The sequence below is a fragment of the Micromonospora trifolii genome, from assembly GCF_050516465.1.
Lineage (GTDB): Bacteria > Actinomycetota > Actinomycetes > Mycobacteriales > Micromonosporaceae > Micromonospora > Micromonospora trifolii.
The window spans coordinates 338,416-355,781 of sequence record NZ_CP191526.1; the positions used below are offsets into that span (position 1 = coordinate 338,416).

Sequence of the window (17,366 nt, forward strand, 5' to 3'; positions counted from 1 at the left end):
AGCCGGGTCGGCTGATCATGCATCGGAACGTGCGGCACGGCCGGATCGGGTGGGTCCGGCCGGCCCGCGTGGTCAGCGACGACGATCGAGGGTTGCTGGTCTGGATCGCCCGGGACTCGCCCGTGGCCCACGAGGTGACCGAGGCCGGGCTGGGGATGCGGGCGATGCCGTTCGCCGAGTGGATCTCGTCGACGTACCGGTTGGCCGAGGGGCGTTGGAACGGCCCGCCGCTGCTGAAGTTCCTGCCCACGGGGGCGGCGCACTCGGTCTGGTGGTTCCGGGACGTCGAGGGCCGGTTCGCCCACTGGTACGTCAACCTGGAGGAGCCCGGTGTCCGCTGGGACGACGGCCCGGTGGCCGGCGTCGACGTGGTGGACCAGGACCTGGACGTGGTGGTGTGGCCGGACCGCAGCTGGGAGTGGAAGGACGAGGACGAGTTCGTCGAGCGGCTCGCCTTCGGCGCCGACTACTGGGTGACCGACGAGAAGGCGGTCCGCGCGGAGGGGGAGCGGGTGATCGCGCTCGCCGAGGCCGGTGAGTTCCCGTTCGACGGCACCTGGTGTGACTTCGCACCCCCGCCGGAGTGGGGCGTACCGGACAAACTGCCACCGGGGTGGGATCGTCCGCCGGTGCGCTGAGCGGTATTCCAGGTCACCGACAACGCGGTGTACGGGTCCGATGCGTGCGATCGACAACGGATCTGGCAGAATGGGTCGCTGGTATCCGGCGCGCGTCCGGCGCCCTCTAACCCGGGCGCGTCGCCAGTCCACCGAGTAGTCTCCGGCCCAACCCCACGGGTCCGGTCGGCGCTCACCCATGCACACCGCCCGTTTGGGCCGGTGAGATCGCAACAGGAGCGAAACAACTGTGGCCGTAAAGATCCGGCTCCTGCGGATGGGCAAGATCCGCAACCCGCAGTACCGCATCGTCATCGCCGACTCGCGCACCAAGCGTGACGGTCGGGCGATCGAGTTCGTCGGGATTTACCAGCCCAAGGAAGACCCCTCGATCATCGAGGTCAAGTCGGAGCGGGTCCAGTACTGGCTGTCCGTCGGCGCTCAGCCGAGCGAGGCGGTGCAGCGTCTGCTGGAGCTGACCGGTGACTGGCAGAAGTACAAGGGCCTGCCGGCCCCGCCGCCGCTCCTGGTCGCCCCCGAGCGGGCCGACCGCAAGGCGGCGTACGAGGCTGAGGCGAAGGCCGCCGCCGGGCTCGCCCCGGAGACCCCGGCCAAGCCGGCCAAGAAGGCCGCCAAGGCTGCCGAGGCTCCGAAGACCGAGGCTCCGAAGACCGAGGCTCCGGCTGAGGCTCCGACCGCCGAGGCGCCGAAGACCGAGGCTCCGGCCGAGGCCCCGGCCGCTGCCGACGCCGGTGAGCAGGCCTGATATGCCACTGCGTCCGGCGTTGGAGCACCTGGTCAAGGGCATCGTCGACCACCCGGACGACGTCCGGGTGCGGCTGGTCGATTCCCGTCGGGGCAAGCGGCTCGAAGTCCGCGTGCACCCCGAGGACCTCGGCACTGTGATCGGGCGGTCCGGCCGGACCGCCAAGGCGCTGCGCCAGGTGATCGGCTCCATCGGCGGGCGCGGGGTTCGCGTCGACATCGTCGACTCGTACTGATGCAGCTCGTCGTCGGCAGGATCGGCAAGCCGCACGGTGTCCGCGGTGAGGTCACCGTGGAAGTGCGGACCGACGAGCCCGAGGCACGGTTCGCCCCCGGTACGGTGCTGCGCACTGAGCCGGGGGCGACACCCCCTCCAACCAGCGATGAGCCCGGGGTGCCGTTCCAGGTTCCCGCGGAGCTGACCATCGAGGAAGCCCGCTTCCACCAGGGCCGGGTGCTGATCGCGTTCGAGGGCATCCCGGACCGCAACACCGCCGAGGCGCTGCGTGGGACGCTGCTCGTGGTGGACAGCGCCGACGTGACCCCACCGGACGACCCGGAGGAGTTCCACGACCACCAGTTGGTCGGGTTGGCCGTGGTGACCCCGGCCGGCGAACGCCTGGGTGAGGTCGCCCGCATCGACCACGCACCCTCGTCCGACCTGCTGGTGCTGCGGCGCCCCGAGGGGCGCACCGCGTTGATCCCGTTCGTCCGGGCGATCGTCCCGGAGGTCGACCTGGCCGGCGGACGTGTGATCGTCGACCCGCCAGCCGGACTGCTCGACCTTTAGGACCAGCCCGCATGCGCGTCGACGTCGTGTCGATCTTTCCGGAGTACTTCGCCCCGCTGGACCTGTCGTTGATCGGACGGGCGCGGGCCAACGGCGTACTCCAGCTCGCCGTGCACGACCTGCGGACCTGGACCCACGACGTGCACCGCACTGTCGACGACACCCCCTACGGCGGTGGGCCGGGAATGGTGATGCGCCCCGAGCCGTGGGGTGAGGCACTGGACGCCCTCGCGCCGGTCGACGCCCCACCGCCAAGGCTGCTGGTGCCGTCGCCGGCCGGTGCCCCGTTCACCCAGGCCATGGCGCACGAGCTGGCGGCCGAGTCGCATCTGCTCTTCGCCTGCGGCCGTTACGAGGGGATCGACCAGCGGGTCCTGACGCACGCCGCCACCCGGATGCCGGTCACCGAGGTGTCGCTCGGTGACTACGTGCTCTTCGGCGGCGAGGTCGCGGTCCTGGTGATGCTGGAGGCGGTCACCCGGCTGCTGCCGGGGGTGCTGGGCAACGCGGGCTCGTTGGACGAGGAGTCGCACGCGCACGGGCTGCTGGAGGCGCCGATCTACACGAAGCCGCCGAGTTGGCGTGGGCACGACGTGCCGGAGGTGCTCCGCTCCGGTGACCACGGCAAGATCGCCCGCTGGCGGCGCGAGGAGGGTCTGCTGCGGACCGCGGCCCGCCGCCCGGACCTGCTGGCCGCGCTGCCGGCCGATCGGCTCGACAAACGGGACATCGCGGCCCTGGACCAGGCCGGATTTCAACCTCCACCGGGGGATGTGGCAAAGTAGGGGGGTTGCCGCATCCGTCCGCGCCCGCGGTCGGCTGCGAGGATCCCCGACCGGGGGTCGGTTCGCCGATCACCACCCGGGAATCAGAATCACCCACCCGCGCACCGAGTGACGGTGCGCCGTGAGCCTTACGAGGACGCAGCGATGAACATCCTGGACGCCCTTGACGCCCAGTCGAAGCGGACCGACCTTCCCGACTTCCGGGCCGGTGACACCGTCAAGGTGCACGCCCGCGTCGTCGAGGGCAACCGGTCCCGTGTCCAGATCTTCCAGGGCGTCGTGATCCGTCGCCAGGGTGACGGTCTGCGCGAGACCTTCTCGGTCCGCAAGGTCAGCTTCGGTGTCGGTGTCGAGCGGACCTACCCGCTCAACGGCCCGGGCATCGACCGGATCGAGGTCGTGACCCGCGGTGACGTGCGTCGCGCCAAGCTCTACTACCTGCGCGAGCTGCGCGGCAAGAAGGCCAAGATCAAGGAGAAGCGGGAGAAGCAGCCCAGCTGACTTCCCGCTCGCCACGCCGCCCGAGCTGCGCGTATGCCGTACTGACCAGAGCGCACTACCCTGGTCGGTACGGGCGCAGCGAGGCGGCGGTCCCGCCCAGGTGGCGGGCAGTTGTCCACTACCGCCCGTGGAGCCTCGACGAGGCTCCCGGGCGGTGGTGTTTCTGCGGACCGGGGAGTGGCGTGGTGCAGACGCTTGACGAGGACGGCACCGTCGATCCGTGGCGCCGACGGGCTCGCCGCACCCGCCGGCAGATGCCTCTCTGGCAGGAGTTGCCGCTGCTGCTGGTGGTCGCGTTCTGCCTCGCGGTGCTGATCCGCACCTTCCTGCTCCAGGCGTTCTTCATCCCGTCCGGCTCGATGGAGGACACCCTCCTCGTCGGTGACCGGGTGCTGGTCAACAAGGTCGTCTACGACGTTCGTGACCCGCTGCGCGGCGAGGTGGTGGTCTTCCGGGGCACCGACCGCTGGGCGCCGCAGGTCGACGAGCAGCCGAAGCCCGGCGTCGGCGGCCGGCTCGCCCGCACCGTCGGCGACCTGGTCGGGGTGAGCCGCCCCGGTGAGAAGGACTTCATCAAGCGGGTGATCGGTCTCCCCGGTGACCGGGTCAAGTGCTGCGACAGTCAGGGCAGGGTGACCGTCAACGGCACCCCGCTCAACGAGTCGTACGTCCTGCGGGACTCACCCCTGGACCTGCCGCCCAACCCGGCTGAGTGTCGCTCCCGGCGCTTCGACGAGATCGTCGTGCCGCCCGGTCAGATCTTCGTCATGGGTGACCACCGTGAGGTCTCCCAGGACGCGCGTTGCCAGGGGCCGGTGCCGATCGACAACGTGGTCGGCCGGGCCTTCATGGTGGTCTGGCCGTCGTCGCGGTGGAGCGCGCTGTCGGTGCCGTCCACGTTCGAGGACGTCTCCGGGCCGGCCACGGCGTCACCCGGTGCGCCTCCGGCGCGACCGACTCCGCAGGGCGGTGTGCTGCTGATGCTTCCGTTGGCAGCCGCGCTACGTGGTTCCCGCGCGTTCCGGACGGTGCCGTCCAGCCGGGCAACGTAGGCTCCTTGGCGTGATTGACGAGCAGACCGACAAGCCGCGCAGCTCCTTCTGGAAGGAGCTGCCGATCCTGCTGGGTGTGGCGATCCTGGTCGCGGTGCTGGTCCGCGCCTTCGTGCTGCAGACCTTCTTCATCCCCTCCCCGTCCATGGAAAACACCCTCAAGATCGATGACCGGGTGCTGGTCAACAAGCTGGTCTACGACTTCCGATCACCGCACCGCGGCGAGGTGATCGTGTTCAAGGCTCCGACCGCGTGGAGCGGCAACCCCGACGGTGAGGACTTCATCAAGCGGGTGATCGGCATCCCCGGCGACCACGTGGTCTGCTGCGACCCCGAGGAACGGCTGATGATCAACGGCAAGTCGCTGGACGAGCCGTACATCTTCTCCATGGACGGGATTCGCGACAAGCCCGCCGATCAGGAGTTCGACATCACCGTGCCGGAGGGCCGGCTGTGGGTGATGGGCGACCACCGGTCGGCCTCCGGCGACTCACTGGAGCACTGGCAGCAGTCCCAGCAGAACATCACCGAGGCCACGATCCCCGAGGACGACGTGGTCGGGCGGGCGTTCACCGTCTTCTGGCCGGTCAACCGGGCCACCTGGCTCACGGTGCCCGACGGGTTCGACGGCATTCCCAAGCCGTAGGCCGACGGGGCGTGGGCGATCCGTCCTCGGTCTGGCAGGCTGGTGCGGTGACCGTGAGCGCGAGGAGTGAGCTTGCGAGCCCCGCAGGCGCGAACAGTGGCGATCGTGCCTACACCCCTCGACGCGCGGCCCGCGTGCTGCTCGTCGACGCGGCCGGCCGGGTCCTGTTGTTCGAGGGCTTCGACCCGGCCCGACCCGGGCACCGATACTGGTTCACTCCCGGCGGCGGGCTCGATCCGTCGGAGTCCCCGGCGGCGGGTGCGGCCCGGGAGTTGGCCGAGGAGACCGGCCTGCGGCTCGACCCGGCCGAGTTGGGCGAGCCGGTCTGGTCCGACGCGACCGAGTTCTCCTTCGACGGCATCTGGTACCGCCAGGAGCAGGATTTCTTCCTCTTCCGGGTGGACTCCTGGCAGGTGGACACCACGGGTTTCAACGACATCGAGCGTCGCAGCATCGCCGACCACCGCTGGTGGGTTCCGGACGAGCTGGCGGCCAGCGGTGACCGGTTCTACCCGCCCGAACTACCCGCCCTGCTGACCCGGTTGGGGCAGTCGACCACCGCCGACCAGGACGAGGCGTCGTGCTGACCCCGCCGCGCACTGTGGTGCGCCGCGAGGCCGGCCTGTACGCCCTGGAGCGGGCGTTGCAGCGGCGTGGCTTCCGGCACGTCGCCGGCGCCGACGAGGCGGGCCGGGGGGCGTGCGCCGGTCCGCTGGTCGCCGCCGCGGCGGTGCTGCCCGAGGGGCGGCGCGGCGAGATCGAGGGGCTGGCCGACTCGAAGCTGCTCACCCCGGCCAGCCGGGAACGGGTGTACGCGGAGGTCGTGGACCGCGCGCTCGCGTACGCCGTGGTGGTCATCCCGGCCGAGGAGGTCGACGCCCGGGGTCTGCACGTGTGCAACCTGGCCGCGATGCGCCGGGCGCTCGCCTCGCTCACCACCCGCCCGGAGTACGTGCTGACCGACGGGTTCGGCGTGGACGGCCTGGGTGTGCCCGGGTTGGCGGTGTGGAAGGGCGACCGGGTGGCGGCGTGTGTGGCGGCGGCCAGCGTGCTGGCCAAGGTCACCCGGGACCGGCTCATGGTGGAGTTGGACGGGGTGTTCCCGGCATACGGCTTCGCCGAGCACAAGGGTTACATCACCCCGGAGCACTCGGCGGCGCTGCGGGAGCACGGGCCGTGCCGGGAGCACCGGTTCTCGTACGTCAATGTCGCCGCGGTCTCCGGCCGCGACGGCCGGCCGCCGCGCGCTCGACGGCCCGGCGGCCACGGCTCGGATGAGCCGATGGAGCGCTCGTGGGCGTCAGGGGGTACCGTCGGCGTGGCGTTGGGCGAGCAGCTTCGGCCTCCGACGCCGGTGGGGGAAGATGTGGCCATGGAAGGCGGAGTGCGATGAGCGCGGAAGATCTCGAGAAGTACGAGACCGAGATGGAGCTGCAGCTCTACCGGGAGTACCGCGACATTGTCCGCCAATTCTCCTACGTGGTGGAGACGGAGCGCCGGTTCTACCTGGCCAACCAGGTCGACCTGCACGTGCGTAACTCCGACGGCGAGGTCTACTTCGAGGTCGAGATGCACGACGCCTGGGTGTGGGACATGTACCGTCCTGCCCGCTTCGTGAAGAACGTCCGGGTGATGACCTTCAAGGACGTCAACGTCGAAGAGCTGGAGAAGCCCGACATCTCACTTCCCGCCGACTCCGGCTTCGGCGGCTGAGCGCACCCGAGCCGCCGGGCCGTGCCACGGGCCCCCCACCCGTGGCGTGACACCCACCGCCGATCACTCGGCCGGCACCACGACCTCGACCCGCTGCACCATGTTGTTGGCGAAGCCGCCACGGTTCCACTGTTGCTCGACCGGCTGGGTCCGCCCGGACGCGTCGGTCGCCCGCGCGCCGAGCACGTACCGGCCGGGGGTGGCGACCCACTCGTGCCGCCAGCGCCGCCAGGCGAAATCCCCCGCGCCCGTCGGGTCCAGCTCGGCCGGCGCCCAGCTCTCCCCACCGTCGGTGGTCACCTCCACGGCGACCACCGGGGCGTGCCCTGACCAGGCCCGACCATCCAGGGTGCACGGGCCGGGCCGCAGCACCCGACGGCGGGACATGAAGTCGGGGAAGCCGGGCGGGCGGACCAGCGCACGCGGCTCGATCCGCGTCACCGGCACGCCCGGGTCGTCGGCGTCGCGGCGCACCCGGTAGGCCACCGCGTTCTGGTACCCCTCGAACGGCTCGGTCCGCAGCTCGATCGAGTGGACCCACTTCACGTGCGCCATGCCGTACCAACCCGGCACGATCAGCCGCAGCGGCGCGCCGTGCTGCGGCAGCAGGGGAGCACCGTTCATCTCGTACGCCAGCAGCACCTCCTCGCGCAGCGCGTCGGCGACCGGAAGCGCCCGCTGGTAGTCCTGCTCGATCCCGCGCTCCACACCGTGATCGGCGCCGGTGAAGACCACGTCCACCGCGTCCGGGTCGACGCCCGCCTCCCGCAGCAGCGGAGCGAGGGGGGTGCCGGTCCACTCCGCGTTGCCGACCGCCTCGACCAGCCAGGGCTGGCTGACCGGCCGGGGGTGCAGCAGGGCCCGCCCGTTGCCGGCGCACTCCAGGGTCACCTGCCGGGTGACCCGGGGCCGCTCGCGCAGGTCGGCGAGGGTGACCGTCAACGGTCGGTCCACCGCCCCGCCGATGGTCAACGTGTGCGTCGCCGGGTCGAGCTCCGGGATGTCGTAGTGGATCAGCAGGTAGTGCAGCCCGGCCGGGGTGACGTCGTAGCGCAGCGCTTCCAGCGGGATGCCGTGGTTGCGGGCCGCGAGCTGCAACTCCTCGGCGCTGATCGTCTCGTCCGGCTCCGCGAGCCGGGACGGGCCGCTCACGTCGGCCACCGTCGGCCCGGCGGTGGACGGCGTCCGGTCATCGAGAGTGGTCATGAGGGCCTCCCCGGTACAGACGGCGGGACCCGCCGTACGCGGCCCAGCCTAGGCCCTTCGTGGCGGCCCGAAAACGGCACCGGAGGTACGGCGGCGTGCGCGCGACGGGCCGTGGACAGCGGCCCGCCGTCCCGGGCATAGCAGATCATCGAAGCCGTTGGGTGGTCGTCCACAGCACCTCCGGTTGTCCACAGATGCGTCGGCCGGGCTGGCCGGCGACCCGGCGTCGGCCGGAGGCTGCCGTCATGCGACCGCCATCCGCCCGTTCGATCCGCCGCACGCTGCTGCTCTGCGCCGCGCTTCCGCTCGCACTGACCGTGCAGCTCTGCGGGCTGGCGGTGCTGGTCGCGGCGGTGCCCGGCCAACCGACACCGACCGTGCCGGTCGCGGCACTGGCGGAGCCGGTCGCCGCCCCAGCGTCCGCCGGGCGGTTCCGCTGGCCGCTCGACGGGCCGCCCCGCCCGGTGCGCCGGTTCGACCCGCCGCCGCGACCGTGGCTGCCCGGCCACCGCGGCGTCGACCTGGCCGCCCCGGCCGGAGCGGTGGTCCGCAGCGCCGGGCCGGGCACCGTGCTCTTCGCCGCCCTGGTGGCCGGTCGACCGGTGGTCACCGTGGGGCACGCCGACGGGCTGCGGACCACCCACGAGCCGGTCCAACCCGCCGTACGCCCCGGCCAGCCGGTCACCGCCGGCGCGCCGCTGGGCGAGCTGCTGCCCGGGCATCCGGGGTGCCCGGCCGAGGCGTGCCTGCACTGGGGCCTGCGCCGGGGCGAGGAGTATCTCGACCCGCTGGCCCTGCTCGGCCTCGGCCCGGTGCGCCTGCTCCCGGTCGGTCCGGTCCCGGTGTCCGCTCCCGGCCGTCCGGTCAGCGCTGGGCGAGCAGTGCCGGCAGCCGCGCGGCCAGCCGTTCGTACTCGTCGGCGGCGTTGTAGACCTGGCCGGTGAGCCGCAGCCACCCCCGGCCGCTCCAACTCATCACCGCCACCTCCGCGGCGAGCCGCTCACCGATCCGCGCCTGCAACGCCCGCGCCGCGTCGATCGTGGTGCCCGTGCCGGCCGGCAGCGGAATGAGGCGCAGAGCCACCCCCGGCCCGCCGGGGTCGGGCAGATCGGCGGGGGTCACCCCCAGGGCGTCCCCCACCACCCGCTGGCCGTACGCGGCGAGCGCGGCGTTGTGCGCCCGCACCCGGTCGACGCCGAGACTGCGCATCGTGAACAGACCTGCCGGAGCGGCCAGCCAGGGCGTGTAGTCGAGCGTCGCCTGCCACTCGAGCCGGGCCGGGAAACCCGACTCCTGCTCCCAGGACACCACCAGCGGCTCGATCCGGTCCCGCCACTGCGGTGCCACCGCCAGCAGGGCGGTCCCGCGCGGGGCGTACGCCCACTTGTGCAGGTTGCCCACCCAGAAGTCCGCGCCGATGCCGGCCACCGGGGTGGGCAGCATGCCCGGGGCGTGCGCGGCGTCCACCAGCACCGGCACGCCGTGTTCGCGGGCCACCCCGACGATGGCGGCGGTCGGGAAGAGCTTGGCGGTGGCCGAGGTGAGCTGGTCGACGACGAGCAGTCGGGTCCGCCCGGGGCGCAGGCCGGCGCGGACGCTCTGCACGATCTGTTCGTCGGTGGCGGCCAAGGGGATCGGCAGGACCCGGCTGACCGCGCCGGTGCGGCGGCACTCGCGCTGGATGGACAGGCTCACCGCGCCGTACCCGTGGTCGGTGCTCAGCACCTCGTCGCCGGGCTTGAGGCCCACCGACTGGAGCACCACGGCGACGCCGGTGGTGGTGTTGCCCACCAGGGCGCTGCCGTCCGGGTCGGCGCCCAGGAACCCGGCGAGGTGCCGGCGGGTGTGCGCGATCCGGTCGACCAGCCCCTGGGTGAAGAAGCGCAGCGGGTTCGCCTCCATCTCGTCGCGCAGCCGCTGCTGGGCGCGCTGCACGCCGATCGGTACCGCGCCGAACGAACCATGGTTGAGGTGGCTGACCGCCGGGTCCAGGGAGAAGAGCAGGCGGGCGCCCGGGATCGGCTCAGGAGGATTCGGGACGCTCACTTGATGATCGTAACCGCCACCCTCGCGTGCCCTCCGGCCCTTGATCAGGCACGCGTGCGTGCCTGCCGGCCTTTGATCAGGCGCGTGGGTGCGCCTGCCGGTAGGCGGCACGCAGCCGCTCGACCGAGACGTGGGTGTAGATCTGCGTGCTCGCCAGCGACGAGTGGCCGAGCAACTCCTGCACGGCGCGCAGGTCCGCGCCACCCTCCAGGAGGTGGGTGGCCGCGGAGTGGCGTAGATCGTGCGGGCTGGTTCGGGGCAGCCCGGCGGCCTCGGCGTACGCACCGACGATCTGACGCGCGGTCGTCGGGTTGAGCCGACCACCCCGCGCACCCAGCAGCAGGGCGTCGCCGGAGCGGGCGCCCACCATCGCCGGGCGGCCCCGGCGCAGCCAGTCGTCCAACGCCCGCTGGGCGGGCACCCCGTACGGCACCGAGCGTTCCCGCCCGCCCTTGCCGAACACCCGGATCACCCGCCGGCCGTGGTCGACATCCCCGACGTCCAACCCGCACGCCTCACTGACCCGTACGCCGGTGGCGTAGAGCAGCTCCAGCAGCACCCGGTCCCGCAGCGGCACCGCCTCGGCCGCTCCGCTCGGGCCCGACTCCGCTGGCGGGTTGGTGGGCGGTGCCTGCCGGGACGGTGCCTCGACCAGAACGGCGGCCTGGTCGGCGCGCAGCACGCTGGGCAGTTCCCGGTGCGCGCGAGGGCTCGCCAGCGCGGCGCCCACGTCGGCGGGGAGCAGCCCGGCCCGGTGTGCCCAGGCACTGAATGCCCGCGCCGACGCGGCCCGCCGGGACAACGACGTGCGGGCCGCACCCGTGGTGCGCTGCCGCGCCAGCCAACTGCGCAGCACCGACAGGTCCAGCTCGGCGAGGTCGACGCAGCCCATCCGGACGGCGTGGTCGAGCAGCGAGACCAGATCGGTGACGTACGCGCGAACGGTGTGCGCCGACCGGTTACGAACCCCGGACAGGTGCTCGGCGAAGTCGTCGACAGCGTCGCGCAACGCTGGCGGCAGTGCCTGGTGCATGGCCCGGGTGCCCCGGTCGGACCGGCTCATCGTGGCCGCGCCGGCGTGCCGGCCGGTTCGTCGGCCCCGGCACTCTCGATCACAGCTGGCACGGCATCAGCCTACGGCCGGGCCGGGTACGTCACCGGACATGACGGTCCCGGTGTCCACCCGAACTATCGGCGGTCGCTCTTCTTGACGAGGAACACGACCAACCCGACAACGAGCACGGCGGTCACGACGAGACAGCAGAGCACGCTGATGTGCCACGGCTTGATTGCACCCATGACCGGGCACCGTACCGGCAGTATCGGCTGGCCGGGGCCCCGAGCACGAGGGGGTGCGGGCATCCTGCCGACCACCCCGGCCGGGCGGCGGTGACGCATCCGCTCAGGTGACAGGTCGACCGGACGTCTCCGCCGCCGCACGCTTCTGTTTGGCGGGTGGGGCGAGGGCGTAGCCGTCGTCGCGACGGACCACCATGGACAGTTCCTCCAGCAGCGACAGCTTGCGCAACGCGGTCCGTACGTCGAGGCCGGCGCGCGAGGAGAGCCGGTCCACGCCCATCGCGCCTCGGCGGGGCAGCGCCTCCAGCAGCGACCGCGCGTCGTCGTCCAGCGCGTCGGTGGCCCGTTGCGGTCCACGCGCCAGCGGGGCCAGGTCCGCGCCGATCCGACCCACCTCCTCCAGCACGTGCGCCACCCCGGTGACCAGCCGGGCCTTGGGGTGCTCGCGCAGGAACTCGTGGGCGCCGACGGACATCGCCGAGGTCACCGGCCCCGGCACCACCATGGCCACCCGATTGGCGTGGATGGCTCGCCGCGCGGTCTGCGTCGCGCCACTGCGCGCTGACGCCTCCACCACGACGGTGCCCCGGGTGCCTGCGGCGATCACCCGGTTGCGGATCAGGAACCGGGGCCGCAGCGGCTCGGCACCGGGCGGCCACTCACTGACCAGCAGCCCCGTCTCGGCGATCCGGTCGAAGAGCGCGGCGTTGCCCATCGGGTACGGACGGTCGAGCCCACAGGCGAGCACCGCGACGGTCAGACCGCCCGCGGTGAGGGCGCCCCGGTGGGCGGCGGCGTCGATGCCGAACGCGCCACCGGACACGACCGTCCAGTCCCGCTCCGCCAACCCGTACCCCAGCTCGGTTGCGACGTGCTGCCCATAGCCGGTGGCCGCCCGTGCCCCCACCACGGCCACCGAGCGATCCAGCGCCTCGCCGAGCGGCCAGCTCCCGCGTACCCAGAAGCAGAGCGGCGGGGCGGTCTCACCGTCGACCCGGCGGCTGACGTCCGGCAGCCGCAACGCGGCCAGGCTGGCGACCTGGGCCGGCCACTCCTCGTCGTCCGGCGTGACCAGCCGGGCACCCAGTCGGTCCGCCCGCTCCAGGGACTCCGCAGCCACCGCGCGTGCGTCGCCGGCCGCCGAGCGTGCGGCGACCGTGGTGTGCAGCCAGCCGTCCGGGCTGCCGCCGTCGAGCAGCAGATCCAGGGTCGCCACCGGGCCGTGCCGTTCGACCAGGTGATGCACCGCGCGCGTGCCCGGCTCCGCCAACCAGGTCAGGGCGACCCGGGCCAGCCTGCGTTCCTCCTCGGCGCTCACGTCGCCTCCCCCGTCCGTAGTTGAAGCGCTTCCCGGACGTCGTCCCGGTCAGGACGGTCGCGACCGTCCAGATCGGTGATGGTCCAGGCCATCCGGATCACCCGGTCGAAGCCGCGCGCCGACAGCGAGCCGGAGTCGAGCCGGCCACGCAGCTCCACGGTGACCCGGGCCGGCAGCCGCCACGGCGGTCGGCGCAGGTGCGGCCCTTCCACCTCGGCGTTGAGTCGCCGGCCGAGGTCGGCCCAGCGGGCGGCCGCCGCCTGCCGGGCCGCCACCACCCGGGCGGCGACAGTCGCCGAAGGCTCGACGTCGCCGTCGGCCGCCATCAGCTCGGCCGCCCGCACCGGCATCAGCCGCACCTGGACGTCGATCCGGTCCAGCAGCGGCCCGGAGAGCCTGCCCAGGTAGCGGCGGCGAGCCAGCGGCGAACACTCGCAGTGCGCATCGCCGGCCGGTTTCGCGCACGGACACGGGTTGGCCGCCAGCACCAACTGGGTGCGGGCCGGGTACACGGTGCCGCCCCCGCTGCGGTTCAGCTGGATACGGCCGTGCTCCAGCGGCTGGCGCAGCGCCTCCAGTGCGCCCTTGCTGAATTCGGGAGCCTCATCCAGGAAGAGCACCCCGCGATGCGCCAGCGACACCGCGCCGGGTCGGGCCAGCCCTGAGCCGCCCCCGACCAGCGACGGCACGGTCGCGGTGTGGTGCGGCGCCTGGAACGGCGGGCGACGCAGCAGCCGGCCGCCCGGCGGCAGCAGCCCGGCGACCGAGTGCAGCGCGGTGACCTCCAACGCCGCGTCGTCGTCCAGCTCGGGCAGGATCGACGGCAGCCGTTCGGCGAGCATCGTCTTGCCGGCGCCCGGAGGGCCGAGCAGTGCCAGGTGGTGCCCGCCGGCCGCGGCGACCTCCAGGGCGCGCCGCCCCATCTGCTGCCCGGCGACCTCGGCGAGATCCGGTCCGCCGACCACCGGTGCCGGGATGTCCGCCGGTGGCTCGATCAGCGGGGTCCCGTCCCGAACGAAGGCGACGAGCCGGTGCAGGGTGTCCACCGCTCGCACCCGTACCCCGGGGATGACGGCGGCCTCGGCGGCGTTGCCGACCGGGACGATCACCCGCGCGACGCCCGCCTGGGCCGCGGCGGCGACCATCGGGAGTACGCCGCGCACGGGCCGGACCGTCCCGTCGAGCCCCAACTCGCCGAGGACTACCACCCCCTCCAGGGGGAGCAGCGGCAGCTCACCCGACCCGCCCAGCAGCGCTGCGGCGATGGCCAGATCGAAGGCCGAACCGAACTTCGGCAGCGTGGCGGGCAGCAGGTTGAGGGTGATCCGCCGATTGGGCCAACGCTGGCCGGAGTTGACCACGGCGGCGCGGACCCGGTCGCGGGCCTCGTGCAGGGCGGTGTCCGGCAGACCGGAGATCACCACCGCCGGCAGACCGGCGGCCAGGTCGGCCTCCACCTCGACGAGGTGGCCGGTCACCCCGACCAACCCCACGCAGAGCACCTTCGCGTAGCTCATGGCGCGTCACCGATCCTCCGGGTACGCATGTCAGAACGCGCCCTTGAGGTGGTCGACCTGCGCCGGACCGGCGTCGGGCAGCCGCACCGACAGCACGTCGAAACGCACCTCCTCGGCTGTCGTACCGGTCTCGGTCAGCCACCGCGCGGCGAGCCCTCGCAGCCTGCGCGCCTTGGCCGGCACGACCGCCTCGGCCGGGGTGCCGAAGCCCTCACCCCGGCGGGTCTTCACCTCACAGAAGGCGAGCACCGGCCCGTCCCACGCGATGATGTCGATCTCCCCGGCCGGGCAGCGCCAGTTACGGGCGATCGGGCGCAGCCCCGCCTCGGTCAGGTGCCGAGCCGCGCATTGCTCGCCGTACGCGCCAACCGCCTGGTTCCGCTTCGTCATGGCCGGCACCGTGCCCGCCGCGAGGCGATCGCCGCGACCCGGCAGGGGCCCAACTGTGGACAACAGGGGTGCTGTGGACAGTCGGACGATCATGCCCGCGCTGTGCTACGGCGTGACTCGTGTCCGCGCTGCCCGGGCGATCGGCAGCGCGGCCGGCCGGGCTGAAATGGCGCGGGCGAGGCCGGTCGCATACGGTGCCTGACGTGGACGGACGACGGAGTTTTCCGGAAGATCAGGAGTCGCGCTGGTACCCCGACGAGCGGGGTCGCGGTTACGGCGAGTCGGAGTGGCGCGGCGCGGGCGAACCGCGGTACCGGGACAGCGAGATTCCCGAGCAGCGTGGCGCGGAAGACAGCCGTTCCGTCGAGGACACCGGCGTCGGCCGCCGCCGCGAGCCGGACTCGGGACGCTTCGGCGCCGTCGACGCGGGTCGCTTCGGTACGCCCGAGTCGGACTCGGGTCGCCTGAGCGCCGTCGACGCCGGTCGCTTCGGTGTGCCGGAGTCGGACTCGGGTCGCTTCGGTGCCCTCGACGATCAGACCGGTCGGTTCGGGGCGAGCGAGGCTGATTCGGGGCGTTTCGGCGCGGTCGACCCGTTGGGCGCCGCGCGGCCGGAAGCCGACGGTTACCGGGCCACCCGGTCCCGGCGGGCGGACCGAGACCCCTCGGAGACCTCCGGTGAGCTGCCGGGTCGCCGGGCCGCCCGCGAGGCGACCACGGCGGGATCCCCGCTGACCGGTGCCGCGCCGGAGACCACCCGCGACAGCACGTCGACCGCGCCGGCCAGCGTGCTCCCTGACCAGGCTCGTCCCGCTCCGCTCGCCGGTTACCCGATCATCGAGCCGACCCGGGGCGGCGGCGACACGCCGCACCCGCTGGAGATGCCGACCGGCCCGATGCCGGGGATCGGCCCGCGACCCGACCTGCCCGCAGGCGAGCCGCCGGTGTATCCGCCGGCCGCCGACGGCGTCTATCGGACCCGTCGACCGGTGCTGGCCGTACTCTTCGCTCTGCTGGTGTTGGTCTTCGAGGTCCCCGCGTTGCGGGTGCTGCTGGCGGGCGTGACCGGCGACCCGGTGGACGCCGGGAACGTGGTGGTGGGTATCTCCCTGGTCGCCGGACTGCCGATCTTCGCGACCGGGCTGTACGGGCTACGAACCGGAGGTCTGGCGCTCGCCGACAACGGTCGGGGCTGGCTGCGCCCACCGACGGCCTACCTGACCGTCGGCCTGGTGCTCTTCGTGGCCGCCGCGCTCGCCGCCGGCTGACCCGGCCCGACCCCCGCCGGCCTGGCGCGCGCTGACGGTTCGGACAAAGACCAGGAAATAGTGGCCTCCGGCCGACGCGGAGGCCACTATTTCCACGAACCAGTGCGATCTTCCCGGCAACTCGCGCGATCGAGCGGCGGAGCGGGCGAGCGGCGGAGCAGCACGCCACGCGCACCCCGGGGCGGCTGAAGGGGCGAGGGGCGTACACTGGCCAACTGGCGACCGCCTCGTGCGGTCGACCTCGCGCGCCCTCTTCACGAATCGTCGTGGAGCGACGGCCTCCCTGGTCCCGATCTTGATCGGGTCCACCATGGGTCGGCGACCAGGCGCCAGGACGCCCGGCCACCGGCCGGGCGTGACAACCAGGGACCTTGAGGAGTACCCCAACCATGGCCGTCGTGACCATGCGTCAGCTGCTGGAGAGCGGTGTCCACTTCGGGCACCAGACCCGGCGCTGGAACCCGAAGATGAAGCGCTTCATCATGACCGAGCGCAACGGCATCTACATCATCGACCTGCGCCAGACCCTCGAGTACATCGAGAAGGCGTACGAGTTCGTGCGTGGGACCGTCGCCGAGGGTGGCAGCATCCTGTTCGTCGGCACCAAGAAGCAGGCCCAGGAGGCGATTGCCGAGCAGGCGACCCGGGTCGGCCAGCCGTACGTCAACCACCGCTGGCTCGGTGGCATGCTGACCAACTTCCAGACCGTGTACAAGCGGCTCCAGCGGATGAAGGAGCTGGAGGGTCTGGGTGACCTGAGCGGCACCGCCGCCGGTTACACCAAGAAGGAGACGCTGCAGCTCTCCCGCGAGAAGATCAAGCTGACCCGCACCCTCGGTGGCCTGCGGGACATGCAGAAGCTTCCCGCCGCGGTCTGGATCGTCGACACCAAGAAGGAGCACATCGCCGTCGACGAGGCCCGCAAGCTGGGCATCCCGGTGATCGCGGTGCTCGACACCAACTGTGACCCGGACGAGGTCGACTTCCCGATCCCGGGTAACGACGACGCGATCCGCTCGGCCGAGCTGCTGACCAAGGTCGTCGCGGCCGCCGTCGCGGATGGCCTGATCGCGCGTTCCGGCCGTCGCCGGGGCAACGACGAGAAGCCCGAGGGTGTCGCGAGCGACGAGCCGCTGACCGAGTGGGAGCGCGAGCTGCTCGAGCCGAAGAAGGCCGACGAGTCGGCCGCTCCGGCCGCTCCGGCCGCCTCGGCCGAGCAGCCCGCCGCTGCCGCCGCGGAGCAGCCCGCCACCCCCGAGCAGCCGGCGCAGGCCGCCACCGAGCAGCCGGCGCAGGCCGCCACCGAGCAGCCGGCGGCCGCCACCGCGGAGTGATCGCATCGTCGCTGCCCCGCCGTCCGTTTTCGCGAACGGCGGGCAGCGACGGTACGCCGGGCACGATCCGCCCGGATCCGGGTAACCGGCACCTCTGACCATCCACACGCCGTCTCAAC

General features: G+C 72.7%; 19 protein-coding genes and 1 pseudogene. 14 read left to right on the top strand and 6 right to left on the bottom strand.

Annotated features, from left to right (window positions below; translation table 11 throughout):
• Window positions 1-17 precede the first annotated feature (17 nt).
• The 11 genes from ACQRWP_RS01585 to ACQRWP_RS01635 all read left to right on the top strand — a co-directional run bounded on the left by ACQRWP_RS01585 (window position 18) and on the right by ACQRWP_RS01635 (window position 6,869).
• Window positions 18-638 (top strand): DUF402 domain-containing protein, encoded by a 621-nt coding sequence (locus tag ACQRWP_RS01585; protein WP_430500484.1) that lies wholly within the window; start codon window positions 18-20, stop codon window positions 636-638.
• Window positions 639-867: 229 nt separating this feature from the next.
• On the top strand, window positions 868-1,383 hold the full coding sequence (gene rpsP / locus ACQRWP_RS01590; protein ID WP_430500485.1) for a 30S ribosomal protein S16: 516 nt from the start codon (window positions 868-870) through the stop codon (window positions 1,381-1,383).
• Window positions 1,358-1,618: an RNA-binding protein gene (locus ACQRWP_RS01595; RefSeq protein ID WP_186718042.1), complete on the top strand. Its 261-nt coding sequence runs from the start codon at window positions 1,358-1,360 to the stop codon at window positions 1,616-1,618. The genes rpsP and ACQRWP_RS01595 overlap by 26 nt, the downstream gene beginning before the upstream one ends.
• Complete coding sequence (gene rimM / locus ACQRWP_RS01600; protein WP_430500486.1) at window positions 1,618-2,172, top strand: ribosome maturation factor RimM; 555 nt, start codon at window positions 1,618-1,620, stop codon at window positions 2,170-2,172. The genes ACQRWP_RS01595 and rimM overlap by 1 nt, the downstream gene beginning before the upstream one ends.
• Window positions 2,173-2,183: 11 nt before the next feature.
• Window positions 2,184-2,957, top strand: coding sequence for a tRNA (guanosine(37)-N1)-methyltransferase TrmD (trmD, locus tag ACQRWP_RS01605; protein WP_430500487.1), 774 nt, complete (start codon window positions 2,184-2,186; stop codon window positions 2,955-2,957).
• A gap of 144 nt (window positions 2,958-3,101) precedes the next feature.
• A complete protein-coding gene (gene rplS / locus ACQRWP_RS01610) occupies window positions 3,102-3,458 on the top strand; it encodes a 50S ribosomal protein L19 (protein WP_030335223.1) in 357 nt (118 codons plus the stop codon).
• 182 nt (window positions 3,459-3,640) lie between these two features.
• Window positions 3,641-4,510 carry a signal peptidase I gene (gene lepB / locus ACQRWP_RS01615; RefSeq protein WP_430500488.1) on the top strand — a complete coding sequence of 290 codons (870 nt, stop codon included), beginning with the start codon at window positions 3,641-3,643 and terminating at the stop codon, window positions 4,508-4,510.
• A gap of 10 nt (window positions 4,511-4,520) precedes the next feature.
• Window positions 4,521-5,156: a signal peptidase I gene (lepB, locus tag ACQRWP_RS01620; RefSeq protein WP_091400282.1), complete on the top strand. Its 636-nt coding sequence runs from the start codon at window positions 4,521-4,523 to the stop codon at window positions 5,154-5,156.
• A gap of 47 nt (window positions 5,157-5,203) precedes the next feature.
• Window positions 5,204-5,743: an NUDIX hydrolase gene (locus ACQRWP_RS01625; RefSeq protein ID WP_430500489.1), complete on the top strand. Its 540-nt coding sequence runs from the start codon at window positions 5,204-5,206 to the stop codon at window positions 5,741-5,743.
• Complete coding sequence (locus ACQRWP_RS01630; protein ID WP_430500490.1) at window positions 5,737-6,549, top strand: ribonuclease HII; 813 nt, start codon at window positions 5,737-5,739, stop codon at window positions 6,547-6,549. The genes ACQRWP_RS01625 and ACQRWP_RS01630 overlap by 7 nt, the downstream gene beginning before the upstream one ends.
• Window positions 6,546-6,869: a DUF2469 domain-containing protein gene (locus ACQRWP_RS01635; RefSeq protein WP_007075222.1), complete on the top strand. Its 324-nt coding sequence runs from the start codon at window positions 6,546-6,548 to the stop codon at window positions 6,867-6,869. The genes ACQRWP_RS01630 and ACQRWP_RS01635 overlap by 4 nt, the downstream gene beginning before the upstream one ends.
• Window positions 6,870-6,932: 63 nt before the next feature.
• On the opposite strand, the gene ACQRWP_RS01640 is transcribed toward ACQRWP_RS01635, so the two are convergent.
• Window positions 6,933-8,075, bottom strand: a complete 1,143-nt coding sequence (locus tag ACQRWP_RS01640; RefSeq protein WP_430500491.1) for a sulfite oxidase — start codon at window positions 8,073-8,075, stop codon at window positions 6,933-6,935.
• 245 nt (window positions 8,076-8,320) lie between these two features.
• Between ACQRWP_RS01640 and ACQRWP_RS01645 the strand changes: the two genes are divergently transcribed.
• Window positions 8,321-9,019, top strand: coding sequence for a murein hydrolase activator EnvC family protein (locus ACQRWP_RS01645; protein WP_430500492.1), 699 nt, complete (start codon window positions 8,321-8,323; stop codon window positions 9,017-9,019).
• On the opposite strand, the gene ACQRWP_RS01650 is transcribed toward ACQRWP_RS01645, so the two are convergent.
• From ACQRWP_RS01650 to ACQRWP_RS01670, 5 genes are all read right to left on the bottom strand, one after another.
• A complete protein-coding gene (locus ACQRWP_RS01650; RefSeq protein ID WP_430500493.1) occupies window positions 8,940-10,121 on the bottom strand; it encodes an aminotransferase class V-fold PLP-dependent enzyme in 1,182 nt (393 codons plus the stop codon). The two genes, ACQRWP_RS01645 and ACQRWP_RS01650, sit on opposite strands and share 80 nt — an antisense overlap.
• A 76-nt stretch (window positions 10,122-10,197) precedes the next feature.
• Entirely contained in the window at window positions 10,198-11,184 is a 987-nt protein-coding gene (locus ACQRWP_RS01655; RefSeq protein WP_430500494.1) for a tyrosine recombinase XerC, read from the bottom strand.
• A 339-nt stretch (window positions 11,185-11,523) separates the two neighbouring features.
• Window positions 11,524-12,738 (bottom strand): DNA-processing protein DprA, encoded by a 1,215-nt coding sequence (gene dprA, locus ACQRWP_RS01660; protein ID WP_430500495.1) that lies wholly within the window; start codon window positions 12,736-12,738, stop codon window positions 11,524-11,526.
• Complete coding sequence (locus tag ACQRWP_RS01665; protein WP_430500496.1) at window positions 12,735-14,255, bottom strand: YifB family Mg chelatase-like AAA ATPase; 1,521 nt, start codon at window positions 14,253-14,255, stop codon at window positions 12,735-12,737. The genes dprA and ACQRWP_RS01665 overlap by 4 nt, the downstream gene beginning before the upstream one ends.
• A gap of 30 nt (window positions 14,256-14,285) precedes the next feature.
• Entirely contained in the window at window positions 14,286-14,645 is a 360-nt protein-coding gene (locus ACQRWP_RS01670; protein WP_355005226.1) for a YraN family protein, read from the bottom strand.
• Between the two features lie 166 nt (window positions 14,646-14,811).
• Here ACQRWP_RS01670 and ACQRWP_RS01675 point away from each other — a divergent pair.
• Both ACQRWP_RS01675 and rpsB read left to right on the top strand, forming a co-directional pair.
• Window positions 14,812-15,913 (top strand): annotated as a pseudogene (locus ACQRWP_RS01675) (hypothetical protein).
• A gap of 389 nt (window positions 15,914-16,302) precedes the next feature.
• Window positions 16,303-17,247 (top strand): 30S ribosomal protein S2, encoded by a 945-nt coding sequence (gene rpsB, locus ACQRWP_RS01680; protein ID WP_430500497.1) that lies wholly within the window; start codon window positions 16,303-16,305, stop codon window positions 17,245-17,247.
• Window positions 17,248-17,366: the final 119 nt, after the last annotated feature.